This window comes from Bordetella sp. BOR01 (assembly GCF_019218885.1).
GTDB lineage: Bacteria > Pseudomonadota > Gammaproteobacteria > Burkholderiales > Burkholderiaceae_B > Bordetella_A.
The window spans coordinates 1,373,360-1,391,683 of the sequence record NZ_JAHUWT010000002.1 but is presented as its reverse complement, the minus strand read 5'-3'; the positions used below and the strand labels follow the sequence as shown (position 1 = coordinate 1,391,683).

General features: G+C 63.8%; 19 protein-coding genes. 10 read left to right on the top strand and 9 right to left on the bottom strand.

Features of this window, described 5'->3' with window-relative positions:
* Positions 1-49: 49 nt before the first annotated feature.
* Positions 50-685, bottom strand: a complete 636-nt coding sequence (gene mog / locus KW845_RS14340; RefSeq protein WP_218369877.1) for a molybdopterin adenylyltransferase — start codon at positions 683-685, stop codon at positions 50-52.
* Positions 686-929: 244 nt separating this feature from the next.
* On the opposite strand from mog, the gene KW845_RS14335 reads away from it, so the two are divergent.
* A complete protein-coding gene (locus KW845_RS14335) occupies positions 930-2,408 on the top strand; it encodes an inorganic phosphate transporter (protein WP_218369876.1) in 1,479 nt (492 codons plus the stop codon).
* 21 nt (positions 2,409-2,429) lie between these two features.
* Here the strand turns inward: KW845_RS14335 and KW845_RS14330 are convergent, their stop codons facing one another.
* Positions 2,430-2,780, bottom strand: a complete 351-nt coding sequence (locus KW845_RS14330; protein WP_218369875.1) for an AzlD domain-containing protein — start codon at positions 2,778-2,780, stop codon at positions 2,430-2,432.
* A complete protein-coding gene (locus tag KW845_RS14325; RefSeq protein ID WP_218369874.1) occupies positions 2,777-3,496 on the bottom strand; it encodes an AzlC family ABC transporter permease in 720 nt (239 codons plus the stop codon). Before KW845_RS14325 ends, KW845_RS14330 begins: the two co-directional genes overlap by 4 nt.
* 129 nt (positions 3,497-3,625) lie before the next feature.
* Between KW845_RS14325 and KW845_RS14320 the strand changes: the two genes are divergently transcribed.
* The 8 genes from KW845_RS14320 to cynS all read left to right on the top strand — a co-directional run bounded on the left by KW845_RS14320 (position 3,626) and on the right by cynS (position 11,726).
* Positions 3,626-4,111 carry a GNAT family N-acetyltransferase gene (locus KW845_RS14320; protein WP_218369873.1) on the top strand — a complete coding sequence of 162 codons (486 nt, stop codon included), beginning with the start codon at positions 3,626-3,628 and terminating at the stop codon, positions 4,109-4,111.
* A 12-nt stretch (positions 4,112-4,123) separates the two neighbouring features.
* On the top strand, positions 4,124-4,453 hold the full coding sequence (locus KW845_RS14315; protein WP_218369872.1) for a DHCW motif cupin fold protein: 330 nt from the start codon (positions 4,124-4,126) through the stop codon (positions 4,451-4,453).
* Positions 4,454-4,581: 128 nt separating this feature from the next.
* Positions 4,582-5,235, top strand: a complete 654-nt coding sequence (gene yfcF / locus KW845_RS14310) for a glutathione transferase (RefSeq protein ID WP_218369871.1) — start codon at positions 4,582-4,584, stop codon at positions 5,233-5,235.
* 169 nt (positions 5,236-5,404) lie between these two features.
* Positions 5,405-6,205, top strand: coding sequence for a GntR family transcriptional regulator (locus KW845_RS14305; protein ID WP_218369870.1), 801 nt, complete (start codon positions 5,405-5,407; stop codon positions 6,203-6,205).
* A gap of 132 nt (positions 6,206-6,337) precedes the next feature.
* Positions 6,338-7,651, top strand: a complete 1,314-nt coding sequence (locus KW845_RS14300) for a PLP-dependent transferase (RefSeq protein WP_218369869.1) — start codon at positions 6,338-6,340, stop codon at positions 7,649-7,651.
* Between the two features lie 48 nt (positions 7,652-7,699).
* Entirely contained in the window at positions 7,700-8,677 is a 978-nt protein-coding gene (locus tag KW845_RS14295; protein WP_218369868.1) for a tripartite tricarboxylate transporter substrate binding protein, read from the top strand.
* A 186-nt stretch (positions 8,678-8,863) separates the two neighbouring features.
* On the top strand, positions 8,864-11,206 hold the full coding sequence (locus KW845_RS14290) for a DUF3141 domain-containing protein (protein WP_370628219.1): 2,343 nt from the start codon (positions 8,864-8,866) through the stop codon (positions 11,204-11,206).
* A 76-nt stretch (positions 11,207-11,282) separates the two neighbouring features.
* Entirely contained in the window at positions 11,283-11,726 is a 444-nt protein-coding gene (cynS, locus tag KW845_RS14285; protein WP_218370039.1) for a cyanase, read from the top strand.
* Between the two features lie 60 nt (positions 11,727-11,786).
* Here the strand turns inward: cynS and KW845_RS14280 are convergent, their stop codons facing one another.
* A complete protein-coding gene (locus tag KW845_RS14280) occupies positions 11,787-12,761 on the bottom strand; it encodes a tripartite tricarboxylate transporter substrate binding protein (RefSeq protein WP_255592606.1) in 975 nt (324 codons plus the stop codon).
* Between the two features lie 319 nt (positions 12,762-13,080).
* On the opposite strand from KW845_RS14280, the gene KW845_RS14275 reads away from it, so the two are divergent.
* Positions 13,081-13,542 carry an Lrp/AsnC family transcriptional regulator gene (locus tag KW845_RS14275; protein ID WP_218369865.1) on the top strand — a complete coding sequence of 154 codons (462 nt, stop codon included), beginning with the start codon at positions 13,081-13,083 and terminating at the stop codon, positions 13,540-13,542.
* A 16-nt stretch (positions 13,543-13,558) separates the two neighbouring features.
* Here KW845_RS14275 and KW845_RS14270 read toward each other — a convergent pair whose 3' ends face one another.
* The 5 genes from KW845_RS14270 to KW845_RS14250 all read right to left on the bottom strand — a co-directional run bounded on the left by KW845_RS14270 (position 13,559) and on the right by KW845_RS14250 (position 18,207).
* Positions 13,559-14,107, bottom strand: coding sequence for a cysteine dioxygenase family protein (locus KW845_RS14270; protein WP_218369864.1), 549 nt, complete (start codon positions 14,105-14,107; stop codon positions 13,559-13,561).
* Positions 14,108-14,295: 188 nt separating this feature from the next.
* Complete coding sequence (locus KW845_RS14265) at positions 14,296-15,783, bottom strand: class I adenylate-forming enzyme family protein (protein WP_218369863.1); 1,488 nt, start codon at positions 15,781-15,783, stop codon at positions 14,296-14,298.
* A gap of 67 nt (positions 15,784-15,850) precedes the next feature.
* Positions 15,851-16,285, bottom strand: a complete 435-nt coding sequence (locus KW845_RS14260) for a PaaI family thioesterase (protein WP_370628218.1) — start codon at positions 16,283-16,285, stop codon at positions 15,851-15,853.
* On the bottom strand, positions 16,282-17,295 hold the full coding sequence (locus KW845_RS14255; protein ID WP_218369862.1) for a zinc-binding dehydrogenase: 1,014 nt from the start codon (positions 17,293-17,295) through the stop codon (positions 16,282-16,284). The genes KW845_RS14260 and KW845_RS14255 overlap by 4 nt, the downstream gene beginning before the upstream one ends.
* A 24-nt stretch (positions 17,296-17,319) precedes the next feature.
* On the bottom strand, positions 17,320-18,207 hold the full coding sequence (locus KW845_RS14250; protein WP_218369861.1) for a VOC family protein: 888 nt from the start codon (positions 18,205-18,207) through the stop codon (positions 17,320-17,322).
* Between the last annotated feature and the right edge of the window lie 117 nt (positions 18,208-18,324).

The following is an 18,324-nucleotide window of genomic DNA, read 5'->3' as shown; positions in this document are numbered from 1 at the left end:
TTCCTGAGTACAAACGAAAAGGCCCGGGCAACTATAACGCAACGCGGCGTCAGGCCGCGGGCTTGCGCTGCGCCGACTTGGGCCGGAAAGCCTTGACCACGGCCTCGTGCGTCTCGGCGTAGGGTCCGCCGATCAGGTCGATGCAATAAGGCACGGCGGCGAACACGCCCTGCACCGCAACGCCGCCGGCGTCATCGCGCAACCCTTCCAGGGTTTCGCGGATGGCCTTGGGCTGGCCGGGCAGATTGATGATCAGCGCGGCATGGCCGGCCGTCTCGCGAATGACCGCCACCTGGCGAGACAAAATGGCGGTGGGCACGAACTTCAGGCTGACCTGACGCATCTGTTCGCCGAAACCCGGCATTTCCTTGGTGGCCACGGCCAGCGTGGCCTCGGGCGTGACGTCGCGGCGCGCCGGGCCGGTGCCGCCGGTAGTCAGCACCAGATCGCAGCCGCAAGCATCCACCAGCTCGACCAGCGCCGCCGAAATGGCCGGGGCCTCGTCGGGCACCAGCCGCTCGACCGCCTGCCAGGACGACGACAGCGCCGTGCCCAGCCAGTCGTGCAGCGCCGGCAGGCCCTGGTCTTGATACACGCCGGACGACGCGCGGTCGGAAATGGACACCAACCCCACGATCAGGTCGTCGGGATGGCGGCGGGCAACGGGCTGCGCGGAAGTGGTCATGGCGTGGTGGCGAATTGGGAAAAATTCGATGCTATCGCATTACGGGGAAGGAGGTTTGTTGCTTTGCTGTTTGCGTTCTTGGGTCGCCTTGCCGTTCTGGGCGGGGGGCCGGGCGGCATGGGACCGGACGGGACCATAACTCGAACCACGACTCCCGCCTTGACACCAGGCCATCCGACCTCCGTCACAAATCTGCAATAATCTGGCCTACTGCTCACCCCTCCCCCGTCGCTTCCCCCTCCCCATGTTCCATCTCTTTTCCGGCCTGGATTTCTGGATCGGCGTCAGTCTGGTCCTGGCCCTGGCCTTCGTGCTGGCCTTCGAATTCATCAACGGCTTTCACGACACAGCCAACGCCGTCGCCACCGTCATCTACACCAAGGCCATGCCACCGCACCTGGCGGTGATCATGTCGGGCATTTTCAACTTCCTGGGCGTACTGCTGGGCGGCGTGGGCGTGGCCTACGCCATCGTGCACCTGCTGCCGGTCGAACTGCTCATCAATGTCGACACCGGCCAGGGCCTGGCGATGGTGTTCGCCATGCTGACCGCGGCCATCGCCTGGAACCTGGGCACCTGGTATTTCGGCATCCCGGCATCCAGTTCGCACACGCTGATCGGTTCCATCCTGGGGGTGGGCCTGGCCAATGCGATCTTGACCGACCTGCCGCTGGGCGACGGCGTCAACTGGAACAAGGCCATCGACATCGGCCTGTCGCTGGTGATCTCGCCCCTGGCGGGCTGCCTGGCGGCCGGCTGCCTGTTGCTGCTGTTCAAGCGCTGGTGGCCGATATCCAAAATGCACAAGACGCCGGAACAGCGCCGCGAAATCGACTCCAAAAAACACCCGCCGTTCTGGAACCGCCTGGTGCTGGTGCTGTCGGCCATGGGCGTCAGTTTCGTGCATGGTTCGAACGACGGCCAGAAGGGCATAGGCCTGATCATGCTGGTACTGATCGGCATCGTGCCCGCGCAATTCGTGCTCAACGAAACCAGCACCACCTACCAGATCGACCGCACGCGCGACGCGGCCACGCACCTGGCCGCCTTCTACCATCGCAACCAGGCCACCCTGGACGACTACCTGGCGCTGTCCAAAAGCCGCAACAGCAGCAGCGACCTGCCCGAGCAATTCCGCTGCCATCCGCAACTGACGCTGGCCACCATCGACGCCTTGCTGGAAGATTTGCGCGGCGTCACGCACTACGCCGAACTGCCGCCCGCCCAGCGTGTCGATATCCGCCGCTACCTGCTGTGCCTGGACGACACGGCCAAGAAAGTCGCCAGCCTCGACGGCCTGCAAGATCGCGACCGCGCCGACCTGAGCCGGCTGCGCGCCGACCTGACCGCCACCACCGAATACGCGCCGCTATGGGTGATCGTGGCGGTGGCCCTGGCGCTGGGCACCGGCACCATGGTGGGCTGGCGCCGAGTCGTGCTGACCGTGGGCGAGAAAATCGGCAAGCAAGGCATGACCTACGCGCAAGGCATGGCCGCGCAATTGACGGCGGTGGCCGCCATAGGCATGGCCAACGTATTCAGCCTGCCCGTGTCCACCACACACGTGCTGTCCTCAGGCGTGGCCGGCACCATGATCGCCAACAAAAGCGGCTTGCATCACGGCACCGTGCGCACCATTTTGCTGGCCTGGGTGCTGACGCTGCCGGCATCCATGCTGCTGGCGGCATTGCTGTTCTGGCTGGGCGTCAGCATCACCGGGTAACTACTGGCGCGGCGGGGGCAATCAGGCCACGCCCCCCGCCAGCCCCAGCAGCACCCCATACACCGCCACCCCCACGATCACCGCCACGCCCGCGTTGCCCAGGCGGCGCGCCGCCAGCGCGGTGGCCAGCAGGCCGCCGGCGTAGGGCAGCAGTTGCGGCCAGCCATGCAGGGCCATGACATCGGGCACGATGACCGCGGCGGCGATGCCCGCCAATAGCGCCGGCCCCAGCGCCGCCAGCGACGAGCCCTCGGCCAGGCGCCGCAACAGCCGGCTGCGCGCCGACAGCAGGAATGGCAGCGCGCGCGTCAGATAGGTGATGACCGCCATGGCGATCACCGCGCCCCAGAATTCCAGCCCGCCGCCCGTCATGGCGCCCTGCCCGGCCGCTTGCAGGCGCAGCCCGCCACGGCCGCCGCCAGAATCGCCAAAGTCGTATGGCCGGCCGCCGCAAACGCCACGCCCACCGCCAGCGCCGCCATGACGGGCCAGCGCAGCGCGCGGGTCGTGGCCTGGCAAACCAGCGCCAGAAACAGGGCCGGCAAGGCAAAACGCATCACTTGCGACAGCATCGGGTAATGGCGTTCCAGTCCATCGCCCGCATAGACCCCCACGGCCGTCCCGGCAATCCAGGTCAGCCATGCGCCCAGGCCCAGCAGTGTCATCCAGCGATTGCGATGTGCCGGTGCCACTTGTTCAATGCGATTGAATGCGGTGGCAAATACTTCGTCAGTCAGCAGGAAGGCGATTTTCAGGCGTGGGCGCAGCCGCTGGGGCAAGAAGCGCGACAGCAGCGGCCCATACAGCAAGTGCCGCGCGTTAAGCAGCGAACACAGCGCCACCACCCACAACCACGGCGTGCCGGCCTTGATGGATGCCAACAGCAGAAACTGGCTGGCGCCGGCATACACCAGCATCGAGATCAACACCACTTGCAGCGGCGACAACCCCGTGGCCAGCCCTGCAATACCGAAAGTGACCGCCACGGGAAAATACCCGATCATGACGGGCAGGCAAGCCCGCAGGCCCGCCAGGCCGGCCCCGCCAGGCAAGGCCAGGTGCGGTGCCGGGGCAGATGGACGACTCATGGGTGACTCCCTGCAATGGCTTTGCCGGCAGTGTACCTAGTGGCAAGGCCCCACGGCGCGGCATAATAGCAACCGCCCCCAATCATCGGGCCGCCGCGCGGCGGCCCCCCCCCCGAAACGGAACCCATCGTGCTGGATATCATCGACGCCGACTTCAACGATTCTGCCCACGGCGACATGGTCGTGGCGCTGCTGGACGAATACGCCCGCAGCCCCATGGGCGGCAGCCAAGCCCTGTCCGACTACGTGCGCGCCAACCTCATCGCCGAACTGGCCCGCCGCCCCACGGCGGGCGCGCTGCTGGCGCTGCACGATGGGGCGCCGGCCGGGCTGGCCATCTACTTCGAAGGGTTTTCCTCTTTCGCCTGCAAGCCGCTGTTGAACCTGCACGATTTCATGGTCTCGGAACGCTACCGGCGCCAGGGAATCGCCCAGCGCCTGCTGCAGGCGCTGGACGCCGCGGCCGCGCGCCGGGGCTGTTGCAAGATCACCCTGGAAGTACTGCAGGGCAACGAGCCCGCCAAGGCGCTGTACCGCAAGATCGGCTACCAGGGCTACGAACTGGCGGGCGATGCCGGCCAGGCCATGTTCTGGCAAAAGAAGCTGGCCGCCTGACGAGACCCCGACATGAACCTGCGCGACATCCCCTTTGGCACCACCGATTGGCAAACGGTCGAGCCCACTGAACATCCCGGCGATACGGGCACTGCCTATTGGCGCACCCGCCAGTTCGGCGACATCCGCGTGCGCATGGTCGAATATTCGGCCGGCTACCTGGCCGACCACTGGTGCAGCAAGGGCCACATCCTGCTGTGCCTGGAAGGCGAACTGCACACCGAACTGGAAGACGGACGCCGCTTCGTCCTGACACCGGGCATGAGCTACCAGGTGGCCGACCAGGCCGAGGCCCATCGATCGTCCACCGCCATCGGTGCACGCCTGTTCATTGTGGACTGAGCGCGACACGCACGGCACGCCCGGGTGTGCCGCGGTAACGCGATTGCGGTACGCTGTAGCATGCCCGCGAAGGCGGCCATGCCCGCCTCTGCCTGTGTCGTTACCCTGCCCTTGCCCGGAGACCCGCCTTGCCTGCGCCGCTTGCCTCGCCGCTTACGCTTTATGTCGATGCGCTGCTGCTCAGCCCCTACGCCATGGCGGCTTACGTCGCGCTATCTGAAAAAGGCCTGCCCGTGGAACTGCGGCTGGTCGACCTGCAGGCCGGCGAGCAGCGCATGCGGCCCTACGCCAACCGCGCGCCCACGTGCCGCGTGCCTGCCCTGGCGCACGACGCCTTCCACCTGACCGAATCCAGCGCCATCATCGAATATCTGGAAGATGTCTTTGCGGCACCCGACTACCCCGCCCTGTACCCCTCGGCGCCGCAGCAACGGGCCCGCGCGCGCCAGATCCAGGCCTGGCTGCGCAGCGACCTGGCCGCACTGCGCCAGGAACGCCCCACCGAAGTCGTCTTCCACGATGCGCAGGGCGCCCCCCTGGGCGATACCGCCCAGGCGGCGGCCGCCAAACTGGTACGCGTGGCCCAGGCCTTGCTGCCCGAAGGCCGGCCGCAACTGTTCGACGCCTGGTGCATCGCCGACACCGAACTGGCCCTGATGCTGCGCCGCCTGGCAGGCCCCGCCGACGACTTGCCCGACAACCTGCGCGCCTACGCCGACGCACAATGGCAGCGCCCGGCCGTGCAGACCTGGCTGCAATTCAACCAGGACGCGCGCGCCTGATACCGCGCAGGTGCCTGCGCGGCAAGGCCGCCGCGCCATCGCCGCGCCACGCCGATCGAGGCCTCGATGACCATGCGGGCCGCATCGGCGTTGAATCCTGGACGAAGCGCCACGGTTGCCAAAGCTATAATGTTTCAATGCGCAAGCCGCGACAGCCTCCTCTTCAATAATGAAGAAATTCTTCAACCCCTTCCCGAAATATCTCCAGTTGCGCGAAATCCTGCGTAAACGGATGCAATCCGGTTACGAGGTGGGCGATCGCCTGCCCACCGAAGACGCTCTGTGCAAAGAATTTGCGGTCTCACGGGAAACCGTGAGGGAAGCGTTGCGATCTTTCGAAGATGAGGGCGTCATCGTGCGCCGCCAGGGCCAGGGAACCTTTCTTGCCCGTCGCTTCGAAGAAAGAGGAGAACAGCGTCTCACGGGCATGAGCGAAGACTATACGGCTCTCAAGCTCAATACCACGTCCAAACTCATCAAGTCCGGCATCGTGGCCTTGCCGGAAATCAGCAGGCTGATCGAGTCGAACTCGGATGAAGTATTCGTAGTCAAGCGGGTACGCTTTTTCGAGCAAAGCCCGCTGGCGCTGCACTATGCGTACTTCACGCCCGACATCGGCGACACAATCAAGCACGTGGACTTCGAAGTGGTCTCGATTCTGAATTTGATCGAGACAGAACTGAAGATTCCCTTTTTTGAAGAAAAGCAACGTATCGAAGCGCTGATTGCGTCTCCGGAACTCTCGGAACTGCTCGACATTTCCGTGGGCGCGCCGGTGCTCTTCTTGTCACGGTTCTTCCGGATGCAAGACAACACCCCTCTGGTGTTGTTCCATTCTTACTACCGCGCCGACCGCTACTATTACAGCCTGAATATTGCCGACCTGCCCCGGTCAAAAACCCGCAAGGCCGCCAGCCCGCCACGCGCAAGCAAGGCAAAACCGGCGCGCAAAGCCGCAGGCGCTTCGTAGCCAAACCCCGTCAGTAAATCCACGCCACGTTCCTCCCGCGTGGCGCGATGCTTCACGACGATCGCCCGATTGTTTGCATAGTTGTATGGTTGCCCGTACAATCAAACAAATATTTAGTGCGTCCCGTTCGGGGTGTACGAGTTCCAGACAAGGAGAGAGGCAGTGAGTAACGTTCCTCAGGCGACGGCGGCGGCGGGCAAGGACCGCTTCGGCAATCCGATCGATACAACCGTCTCGTATGCGCGCGGCCAGATACTGCGCAGCAACGCCGATGAAGTGATCCGGCAGCGAAGAACATACGAAATTGCACGCCAACGCCACGCGGCGCTGGGCGACGGGTCGCTGTTCAACCTCACCGGCCTGATCCGGGGCTTCCGATTTAAATCGGGCGACCCGGCAAAGCTGCATTCCTACACCGACTTTGGCGCGATCGACACCAACGAGATCGTTCCGTCCGGGCTGGCATTCATGGGCGGCGAACCCGCATCGCATGACGCGCTGCTCTGCAACCGCGTAAGCGCTGCCGCCTTGTCGACGATGCTGGCGTTGCTCAAGCCCGGCCAGGTCGTCCATTCGGTGGTGGCCGCCGACAGATGCCACCCCTCTATCAAGAACTCCGTGGCTGCCGCCGGCGCGAAATTCTGCGAGTTCGTAGGGCCCGCTGCCTTTGAGGCGGCGCTTCGGCAAGGGGCCGGCGAGCCGGCCATGGTCGTGATCACTACCATTTCCCCGTCCAAGCACCATATGCCCGAGAAGGATGTGCGGGCAGCCATTGCCACGGCCAGGCGCGTTGGCGCCCTTGTCGTTCTCGACGACGCCCACATGGCAGCGCGCCTGTCCCTTTATGGCGAAACGCCGCCGCTGGCGATGGGTGCCGATATCGCGTTCTGGTCCCTGGATAAACACCTGACAGGTCCGCGCTCGGGCATGCTCGCAGGGCACCGCGAGCTCGTCGCGAAGATCCGCACCACGGCCTTCATGTTCGGGCTCGAGGCGCAGATCGGCTCGATCGTCGCGGGCCTGAACGCCATGACCGACTTCGACCCCTCGCCCATACGAGAGGCGGCGGCGTTCTCCGAACAGGTCATGAGCGAACTGCAGCCCATCCTTAAGGGCCGTGCCTATCGCGCGGGCGCCGGTATCGCCATTTCGGGTGAAGACCTCTTGGAAATCGCCTGCCAGGAAAGCGGCGCATCGCGTTGCGACCTGGTGCCGATCGAAGCGACCGCCGCCGCCGCGATGGCGCTTCTGCAAAACACTGGCGCCATCACGATTCCCGTTTCGGGAATGCCGGGTTCAGCGTGCGTCTATCGGCTGATGATGTATCCCGACGGCCAACGATTGGGAGCCCAGGCGATTGTCGAAGGAACCCGCCAGGCGATTTCCACTGTGGCGGGCATGCTCACGGATATCGATGCGGCACGTGGCTTGATCATGGGGCGATAAGGTCCCGAGAGCTGCATAACTAGTCTATTTCACAGGGGAAACACAACTATGAGACTTCGTTGCCTATTGCCTGGATTGACGCTGGCGCTGGCGTCTTCGGCGGCCTTGCTTGCATCCGCTGCTTCTTTTGCGCAGGAAGGCTGGCCCGCCAAGCCGATCCGGCTCATCATCCCGTTTGCCACGGGCGGAAGCAATGACGTGATCGGCCGGCGCATCGCGCTGGACTTGTCGCAGCGCCTGGGCCAACCCATCGTCGTCGAGAATCGTGGCGGCGGCGGGGGCACGATCGGTGCGCAAGCAGTCGCCACGGCGCCGGCTGACGGATACACCCTGCTGTTCATGTCGAGCTCGCTGGCGACGTCCGCCGCGGTACAGAAGACGCCCTACGACCCCGTCCGGGCATTTGATCCTGTCTCGCGTGTCGCGGCAGCCCCCTTTGTTCTCGTTACCCGGTCTGATCTTCCAGTGAAGACGTTTCCGGAATTCGTTGAGTACGCCAAGGCGAATCCCGGAAAGCTGAACTACGGCAGCGCGGGGTTGGGCGACAACAGCCAGCTGGCCACCGAGTTGTTGAACGACCTTGCCGGCATTCGTACGACAGCGGTCAATTACAAAGGCACGGGCCCGGCCCTGCTCGACCTGGTGGCCGGCAGAATCGACCTGACGATCACCTCGATTGCGTCGATCCGGGGAACGGTCGCCGATACACTGCCCAAAATTGCGTTTACCGGCGCACAGCGCGACGCGGAATTCCCCGACATTCCCACCATTTCCGAGTCGGGCCTGGACTACGTCGTCGAGCTCTGGTGGGGCGTATTCGCCCCCGCGGGAACCCCGGCGCCTATCCGGGACCGCCTCAACCAGGAGATCGCGGCAGTCGTGAAGGACCAGGGGTTCGCCACATTCTTGAAGTCCGCGGGCGCCATTCCCTCACCGTCGACCTCGGAAGAGCTGCGGGCCGACGTGGCCGGGGATATTGCCCGGTGGTCGGAAACGGCAGCGAAGGCAGGGTTGAAGACAAACTGAGCAGCTGGGCAGTGCGGGGCCCCGGCCGGGCTGCCGGGTGCAAGGGCGGTTGCAGAGCGGTCCGGCCGGTCGCCAAAAAGTGCAATGTTGCATTGCAACATCGATTGCGCTGTAATGGACCCTGATCTTCTTGTCCTGACCCCGGAAGGGCGGCCTGTGTTGCCCTTCCATCGACCGGAGCCCGCCGTGGCCGCACCCGCCAATGCTCGCAGTGCAGCTTTCGCCCTGCCTGCCAACCCCTGGACCGCCGCGTATGAGTATGCCGTCGACACGCTGCAGCGCAGCGTGCTGTATGCGGATGTCATGCGCCAGCGCGGCAACCAGTACCACAGCCACATGGCCAAGCGCGCGCCCAACGTGCTGAGCATGGAATCCGAACTGGTGCTGGACGGCCGCGAATTTGCTCGCCCGGTCAACTACGGGCTCTTGCGCATCCTGCCGCCGCCCGACGTGGCGGTAGACCCCTTGAAGCGCCCCTTCCTGGTCGTGGACCCGCGTGCCGGCCATGGGCCCGGCATCGGTGGCTTCAAGCCCGCGAGCGAAATCGGCGTGGCGGTACGTGCCGGCCACCCCTGCTATTTCGCGTCGTTCCTGCCGCAGCCCACCGCCACGCAGACGGTGGAAGACGTGATGCGCGCCGAGGCGCGCTTCCTGGAAGAAATCATCGCCCGGCATCCCGACTCCGAAGGCAAGCCGGTGGTGGTGGGCAATTGCCAGGCCGGCTGGCAGATCATGATGACGGCGGCGATGCGGCCCGAACTGTTCGGCCCCATTATCGTGGCCGGCGCACCGCTGTCGTATTGGGCCGGCTGGCGCGGCATGAATCCCATGCGCTACAGCGGCGGACTGACCGGCGGCAGCTGGCTGACCGAACTGACCAGCGACCTGGGCCACGGCCACTTCGACGGCGCCTGGCTGGTGCAGAACTTTGAAAACCTGAACCCCGCCAACACGCTCTGGGGCAAGCAGTACAACCTGTACTCGAACGTGGACACCGAGGCCTCGCGCTACCTGAGCTTCGAAAAATGGTGGGGCGGCCATGTGTTCCTGAATGCGCCGGAAATCCAGTACATCGTCGACAACCTGTTCATCGGCAACCGGCTGGCCACGGCCGGACTGGTCACGTCCGACGGCATCCGCATCGACCTGCGCAATATCCGCTCGCCCATCATCGTGTTCTGTTCCAAGGGCGACAACATCACCCCGCCGCCGCAGGCACTGGGCTGGATTCCCGACCTGTACCAGAACGATGCCGAAGTGGTGGCGCATGGCCAGACCATCGTCTATGCCGTGCACGAAAGCATCGGCCACCTGGGCATCTTCGTATCGGGCAGCGTGGCCCGTAAAGAACACCAGGAATTCACTGCCAACATCGACCTGATCGACGTGCTGCCTGCCGGCATCTACCAGGCCGAGATCGCCGACAAGACGCCCGACACGCTCAATGCCGACCTGGCGCCGGGCGACTACGTGCTGTCGTTCGCGCGGCGCAAGGTGGACGACGTGCGCGCCATCGTGGCGCGCAACGAAGAAGACGACCGCCGCTTTGCCGCCGTGGCACGCATATCCGACATCAACCTGGGCCTGTACCGCAGCTTCCTGCAGCCCTGGATACGCGCGGCGGTAACGCCTCAGTCGGCCGAATGGCTGCAGCGCATGCATCCGCTGCGCCTGCCCTACGAACTGATCTCGGACCGCAACCCGTGGGTCGCCCCCGTGGCGCAGGTAGCCGCCCAGGCACGCCTGCAACGCCAGCAGGCAGCGCCGGACAACCCCTACGCCATCCTGGAACGCATGGTGTCCAACACCATCGATACCAGCCTGAACATGTGGCAGGAACTGCGCGACGCGGCTGGCGAGCAGCTGTTCATGAACATCTATGGCTCGCCCCTGGTGCAGGACTGGGCCGGCCTGGGCGCCAAGGCAGACGCGCCGCGCAAGCACCCCGGCGTGTCGCCCGAGCATCGCCATTTCATGGAAGGGCGCGCCGACGAGCTGCGGGCGCTGATGGACCAGGGCGGCGTGCGCGAAGCCGCCATGCGCCTGCTGCTGTATGTGTCCAGCGCCGAAGGCAGCATCGACGAGCGCAGCTTCGCCATGCTGCGCAAGATGCGCGCCGACGCCGATTCGGGCCTGGCCCTGCAGGAATTCAAGAACGTGGCGCGCGACCAAGCCTTGATGATGCGGCTGGATGGCGAAGCGGCCTTGCAGGCCATGCCCACCCTGCTGGAACAGGCCTCGGCAGCCGAGATCCGCGATGCATTCGGCACGATGCGGCATGTACTGGAAGCCACCGGACCGCTGAACGAACGGGCGCGCGCCTGCCTGCAAGAAATGGAACAGATCTTCCGCACCGCCGCGCAGCGGGCGCTGGCGCGCGAAAAGAAAGCCAGTGCCGGCAAAGGCAAGGGCAAGGGCGCCAGCACGAGCCAAGGCACCAGCAAGAGCACCCGCGCGAGCAAGCCCGCGGCCGCCCGCAAGACCGCGCCGCGGCGCCGTTCAGCGGCAGCCACGCGCACCGGCGAATAAGGCACGAATCCGCAACCGTCCGGTCGGCCTGCCCGGCCGACCGGACCGCTTACTCGAAGGGGAGCCTGGCACCATGATGACCCGCGCCGAAGTCACCGAACTAGTCGTCACCCAGAAGCTGAAGAAGGGCCTGAAATGGCCTGATATCGCCGAAGTGCTGGGCCGCAGCAAAGAATGGACCGCGGCCGCGCTATTGGGCCAGATGACGCTGACCGCCGAGCAGGCCCAGGCCGCCGGCAAGCTGCTGGACCTGCCCGAAGACGCCGTGCTGCAGTTGCAGGTCACGCCGTACAAGGGTTCGCTGCCGACCGCGGTTCCCACCGACCCGCTGATCTACCGGTTCTATGAGCTGGTCAACGTCTATGGCACCACGTTCAAGTCGCTGATCCACGAGGAATTCGGCGACGGCATCATGAGCGCCATCGACTTCAAGATGGACCTGGCACGCGAAAACGACCCGGCCGGCGACCGCGTGCGCATCGTCATGAGCGGCAAATTCCTGCCATACAAAGCGTACTGAACGCCGCCCCGACTGGCGCACCCGGCGTGCGCTATCCGCCTTGACCCGGCAGGCCGGGTTTCATTCGATGGTGATGTTTGCCTCGCGGATGACCTTGCCCCAGCGGCTGATCTCGGACACGGCAAGCTGCCCAAGCTCGTCTGGCGTGGACGGCGCGGCCATGGCCCCCTGCAGCGCAATCGTGTTCTTGACTTCCGGCTCGTTCAGCAGGTCCACCACGTCACGATTGATCTTCGCGACGATTTCCGGCGGGGTTCCCATCCGGGTGAACAATCCCCACCACGAGGTCACGGTGTAGTCCTTGACCCCGCTTTCAAGCATGGTGGGCACCTGGGGAAGTTCCGGCGACCGTTCGGGCGAGGTCACGGCAAGCGCGCGCAGCTTGCCGGCCTTGATGTGCGCAATGGCCGCGGGCAGGTTGTCGATGGCCATCGGCACCATGCCGGACATCACGTCCAGCAGCGCCGCGTTGCTGCCTTTGTAGGCAACATGCGTGATGTTGGTGCCCGTCATCCTCTTGAAGAGTTCAGAAGACAGATGCGGCGAAGTGCCGGCGCCGGAACTGGCATAAAAAGCCTTGTCGGGATGGCTGCCTACGTAGGCCAGAAGCTCGGACACCGATTGGACGGGCAGCGCCGGATTCACGACCAGCACGTTTGCCACGGTGGCGATTTTCGAGATAGGCGCGAAGTCTTTGATGGGATCAAAGCCCAGGTTCTTGTACAGGCCGGGGTTGATGCCATGCGTATTGATCGAGCTCATGTACAGCGTGTAGCCATCCGGCGCCGCGCGCGAGGCCAGCTGCGCGCCGATGTTGCCACCTGCCCCGGGCCGGTTCTCGACCACAACGGGCTGCCCCCATTTCTTGCTGAGTCCGTTGGCCACCAGCCGCGTGAAAAAGTCCGAACTGCCCCCGGGGGGGAAAGAGACAATCATGGTGACTGGCTTGGACGGATAGGCCACCGCGTCCTGTGCGATGGCGCCAGTGGCCATCATGCACAGCGCCGCGCCCACCAGGCTGGCGGCCCGGCTCATGTTTCTGCAAACCTGCATGTAATTCCCCTGGTTGTGGTTAGTGCGTATCGATGAAGGTGGCCTGGCATGGGCCTGGGATCGCTGCGGCCTCATCGACCTGCGCGGCCATGGCCGCGCAGGTCCAATTATGCGTTACCCACCTAAGAATAATGTTGCTTCAGTTCTATGGCGAACGCGCAAGAATAGAATATTTTTTTATATGCAGTGAGGTTATAGGGTTATTACTTAGCCAATCCGGCAAAACAGCGCGATACCATGCTCTGGCAGCAAACCCCTTTATCCGGCGCGGGATATTCATCCAAGCCATTCGGTGACGATCATGGATGCCATTGACCGACAGATCATTTCGATCCTGCAAGACAACGCTGAAACCCCTATACAGGCCATTGCAGACAAGGTCAGCCTGTCGACGACCCCATGCTGGCGCCGCGTACAGAAGCTGAAGGAACTGGGCATCATCCGGAAACAGGTGGCGCTGTGCGACCCCACGAAGCTGAATGTCGGCGTCACGGTGTTCATTTCGGTGCGCACCAACCAGCATTCGCAGACCTGGCTGAACAAGTTCGCCAAGCACGTCGCGGACATTCCGGAAGTGATCGAGTTCTACCGCATGAGCGGAGACGTCGACTATCTGATCCGGGTGGTGGTGCCCGATATCGGCACCTACGATAGCGTCTACAAAAGACTGATCAGCATCGCCGACCTGCACGATGTCAGCTCTTCGTTCGCCATGGAGCAGATCAAGTACACGACCGCCCTGCCCGTAAGCTATAGCGACTGACAGGCCGTCGGCCTGCTTATGCCGCCGTCACGACGCGATTGACGTGGGTCGCGACGCGTGAGCCCTCGACACCGTAGACATGCACCGAAATAGCGGTGCCGGCGCCGGCATTGCGCAGCCGGTGTATCTGGTCCAGGCCGGCGTGGCTGGCGGCGGTTTCGCCGGGCAGCTTGCTGACCTTTCCCTGGTATCGGGCGCAGCCCGCATGCCCGTCCCAGGCGAAATGCTCTTCCTCTATTTCACCTGACAGTACCTTGTACGAACACCATGTGTAATGCCCATGGATGGGGGAAAGCTGGCCCGCTCTCCAGACCAGGGCCACGACCGTGAACAAGCCCATGGGATCGGCATACAGCACATGACGCGTGTAGTGTTCGGCGCAGCCGTGCCGCTGTTCAGGATCGAGCAATTCCGCCAGCGCCACGTCGGCCCGCAATATCTCGGCCACCGCTTGGGGCAGGCGGTCGGGCGGCGCATGATCGACGGCATGCTGTATCGCCCCCACCCAACGAGGCAATGCGGGAAATTGATCGCGCCTGGTCTCGACGCGGGTACTGGTAAGCATGGGCCTGGCCTCTGTAGAGTAATAGGTCCATGCTACGCGCTGGCTCGTGGAAAAATAGCGCGATATTTTCCCTCAAACCAGGCATTGAGAGCATAAAATTTCAATCTTCGCCGCACAGAAGAAATTTTCGATGCCCTATTCCGCGTAGACGCGATAGTGCCTTTGGCCGTGCCGCTGTCTTTATGCCGTCAGGCGCTTTCGGCAATGTGCAGAAGCGCCTTCCGGTCGATTTTATTGGTGGCTGCAAGCGGCAGCGTATCGACAAAATATACGCGCCTGGGATGCTGGTAGGCGGGTGCGCTGGCCAGCACGAAATCCTTGACCTGTTGCTCGGTCAGCGACGCACCGGTATGCCGCACCACGAACGCAACCGGCTTGTGTCCTTTCAGTTCGTCGCGCACGGGTATCACGCAGGCCTGCATGACTTCCGGGATTCTGGCAATGACCTGCTCGACCTCGCCGGGGTAGATATTCTCGCCGCCGCAATTGAACATGTCGTCGACCCGGCCCACGAAGTAGTAGCACCCGTCGTTATTGCGCCGGAAAATATCGCCCGATTTATACCAGCCGTCGACCGTCAGCACTTCAGCAGTCTTGTCCGGCAGGTTCAGGTAGCCCTGCATGTTGGCCGGCGTCCGCATCCAGAGTTCGCCTTCCTGGGCATCGCGGCCCTGGCCGTCCACCAACCGGACCTCGACGCCAGGTAGCGGCCAGCCCAGCCCGCCATCGCGCGGCAAGCTGCGCCCCGGCACCGGCCCGAAAACAATAGGCCCCGCCTCGGTCGTGCCATAACCACCGGCCAATGACGCGTTCGGAAATGCCTCTTGCACCGTTTCGTACAGTTTGGCCGAGGCCGCCGCCGAGCCCATCCGGACATAATGGACCCGGGAAGTATCGATGGCCTGCAGCGCCTCTTGTTCCTTGATCACCATGGCCATCATGGTGGGCACGGAAGTCACCCAGGTGACGCCATGACGCCCGATGGCCTGGATGAACTGCCGTGCGTCGAATTGCGGCAGCAGCACGACGCTGGCATGGCCCGCCAAGGCAAACTTGACGGACGCCAGCGCATTCATGTGGAACAGCGGCGCGGCCACGATAAAGCGTTCGTCCAGGAACGAAGCACGCGTGGCAAGGCGCGATCGCAGCGTCCACAACTGGCCCTGGTGCGACAACTGCACGCCCTTGGGCCGGCCCGTAGAACCAGACGTGTACAGGATCATGGCGCACTCATTTTCTTCGGGCGCCACGGTGGCGAACGGCCCGGGATCCAGGAAGGCATCCCATGCGGCATCGTCGAGCCGCTGCGCCGGTATTCCGGCCGGCAGCAAGGCCTGCCGCTGCGCATCGACGAAGACGAGCCTGGCCTGGCAATCGGACAGTATCAGCGCCAGCGTATCGCCGGCCAGCTTGTAGTTGATGGGAACCGCGACAAAGCCCGCCCGCATGATCGCCAGATAGGCAATGACGTACTCTGCGCGGTTCAGGCTCATCAGGGCGACCGTGTCGCCACGCACCAGGCCGCGCTTGCACAGGCCGCGCGCGCATGCATCGGCAAGCCGATCGATGTCGCGATGGGTGTAGACGCGCGGATTGTCGAAGTCGAAGCAATCGATCATCGCAACAGCATCTGCCGACAGGTTCTCATCCAGCAGCTTGCCGAGGTTCACCAACATATGCTCACCTATCTCATTGCACCTTGCGGGAAGCCCATGCGGCATGGGCTTCCCGGTGTTGAACTGGTCAGCCCGTGACGGGCACATAGGTGCCCCGTCCGATGGCAACCAGCTTCCCGTCAGCGGACATGACGTCGATGTCGACCACGGCTGCGCTGCGCCCCGCTTTGCGCACGACCGCCACGCCTTCGCAGTACGGCCCCATTGCCGGGCGCAAATAATCCACCCGCAGATTCATGGTGGGCACGCCGCCACCGACCAGCATGCCGATCGCGAAATCGCCCACGACGTCGATCAGTGCCGCGATGGCTCCGCCGTGGAATTGCCCCGAGCCGGCCGCGCCCCGTTCCAGGCTGGCCTGCAAGGGCATGCGCACCGCAAAGCGCGATGCCTCGTGATCGACTTCGAGTATTTCGAGATTCATTCCTCGAATGAACTGCGAACGGTTGAAAATGGCTTCGATGCCCGCACGGTCGAGTTTCTTGGTATCAGTATTGCTCACGGTTTCACCATGATCTTGCCGAACACGCGGCGGTCTTCCAATTGCCGGAACGCATCGTTGATATCCGCCAGCGCATAGGTTTTGTCGATGACAGGCTTCAGCTTGCCTTGGCGCACCTGTTCAAGCAGATTGATCAATTCGTCACGCATCCAGCCGTTCGAACCCAGTATCTGCAGTTCATAGCTCCAGACAAAGCGCAGGTCTTCCTTGGGGTCGTAGCCCGCGGTGGCGCCGCAGGTCAGGATTCGTCCGCCCCGGTGCAGGGTACGCAGCGACTTCACCCAGGTATCGCCGCCGGTGAAGTTTACGACGACATCTACGCCTTTCTCGGCCAGCCGGCGGTGCGGCTTGCCAAAATTCGTGAATATCCACTTCATGAAGTCATCCTGCTTGTAATCGAGCAGGTGGTCGGCCCCCAGGTCTTTCAGGCGGGCCAGCTTGTCGGGGCTGGATGCCGCCGCAATGACCTCGGCCCCGGCAAGCTTGGCGAGCTGCACGCAGCAAGTGCCCACGCCCCCCGATGCGCCCAGGATCAGCACCCGCTCTCCGGCGCGGATCTTGCCTATGGTTACCATCATGCGCCAGGCGGTGCCGTACGCCACCGGCAGCGCAGCGGCGGTTTCATAGCTGACGTCGTCGGGCAACGCGACCAGATGGTGGTCCGGCACCGCGCAGTATTGCGCCAGCCCGCCGTGGCGCGCTTCGCCGATGACCCCGCCGAAGGTCTTGCGGTCCGAGGGATCGATCATGACGCGATCGCCGATCTTCCAGCCGCCTTCTACGTCCTGGCCCACTTCGACGATTTCACCGGCGAAATCCAGTCCCATGATGATGGGCATCGGAACCGTGATGCCGGGCATGCCATTGCGGGTGAACACGTCGTGATAGTTCAACGTGGCGGCGTGGACCTTGACGATGACCTCGCCCGGCTGGGCAACGGGGTCCGGAAAATCGGTTTCGTATTTGATACTGTCGGGACCGCCATGCTCATAGATTACTGCTGCTTTCATTACCTTCTCTCCCTGGCTTGTAGATCATTCTGACTGCACGAATTGCAGCGCGCCATGGCCAGCCTGCGATGGATGCACCCAAAGAGAAGGCGCCCCGGTATCCAGCGTGGGCCCCCCATGGGTCTCGATGCCGCGCTCTGACAAATACGCTTGCAGCGTATCCAGGCAATCGACCGCGATGCATGCCGCCGAGACGCGGTGCACGGCATCGTCCTGCACCGGACAATAGTCGCGCATCGCCCCGGCATCCATGAACCAGAAGGCGCCGCGCTTGAGTGCGAACCGGTAGGCATCGCCATGGCGGGCGGGCTTGCCCAATATGGGTTCGAACCGCGCCAGCGAGGCGGGAACATCGTCCGAACAGAAATACATCGCCGCCAGCGCGTTCGCGCCGTTCGGATGCTGCAGCAGGTGCGGCTGCCAGAGCACATCGCGCGTGCCGTGTTCGATGACGATGAAGCGGGCTTCCGGATAAGCCTGGACGTCGAGGTTGATGTTGCGGAACCGGGCTCGCCGCACCTGCTCGTCGCGCGCGCCGAACGGCGCGTCGCGCTCGAGGGTCAGCGGCGCGGGGGCAACCACCTGCGCGGCCTGCAGCTGCGCATAGGCCTCGTCTGCCGAAGGGCAATCCATGGCAACGATGTGCAGGCCCTGGTATTTCTCGAGCATTTTCTTGGCCGTGCTGTGCAGGCTGGCATCGACCAGGCCCAGCAGCTCAAAGTAGCCATTGCGAAACATCGCGCAATGATTGCCGGATCCCCATGGCACGACCGGCCCGCCGGGCGTCAGCGCGCCGGCATGCATGCTGCGTGACGACAAGCGAAACCCCAGCCGCTCGAACGCCTGGCGTGCGGCCTCCAGGTCGCGGATCACCAGTGCGGCATGATCGAGGCTCAAGTCCGGTACTTGCATTTATCTTCCCCCAGGTATTTTCGGTTCAACACCACGTCTCGGCGAACCGTTATGGTACGCGGCTCCAGCCGGAATCCCATACCCCGGAACACTCAAAAATCGAACCCAAAAGAAAAA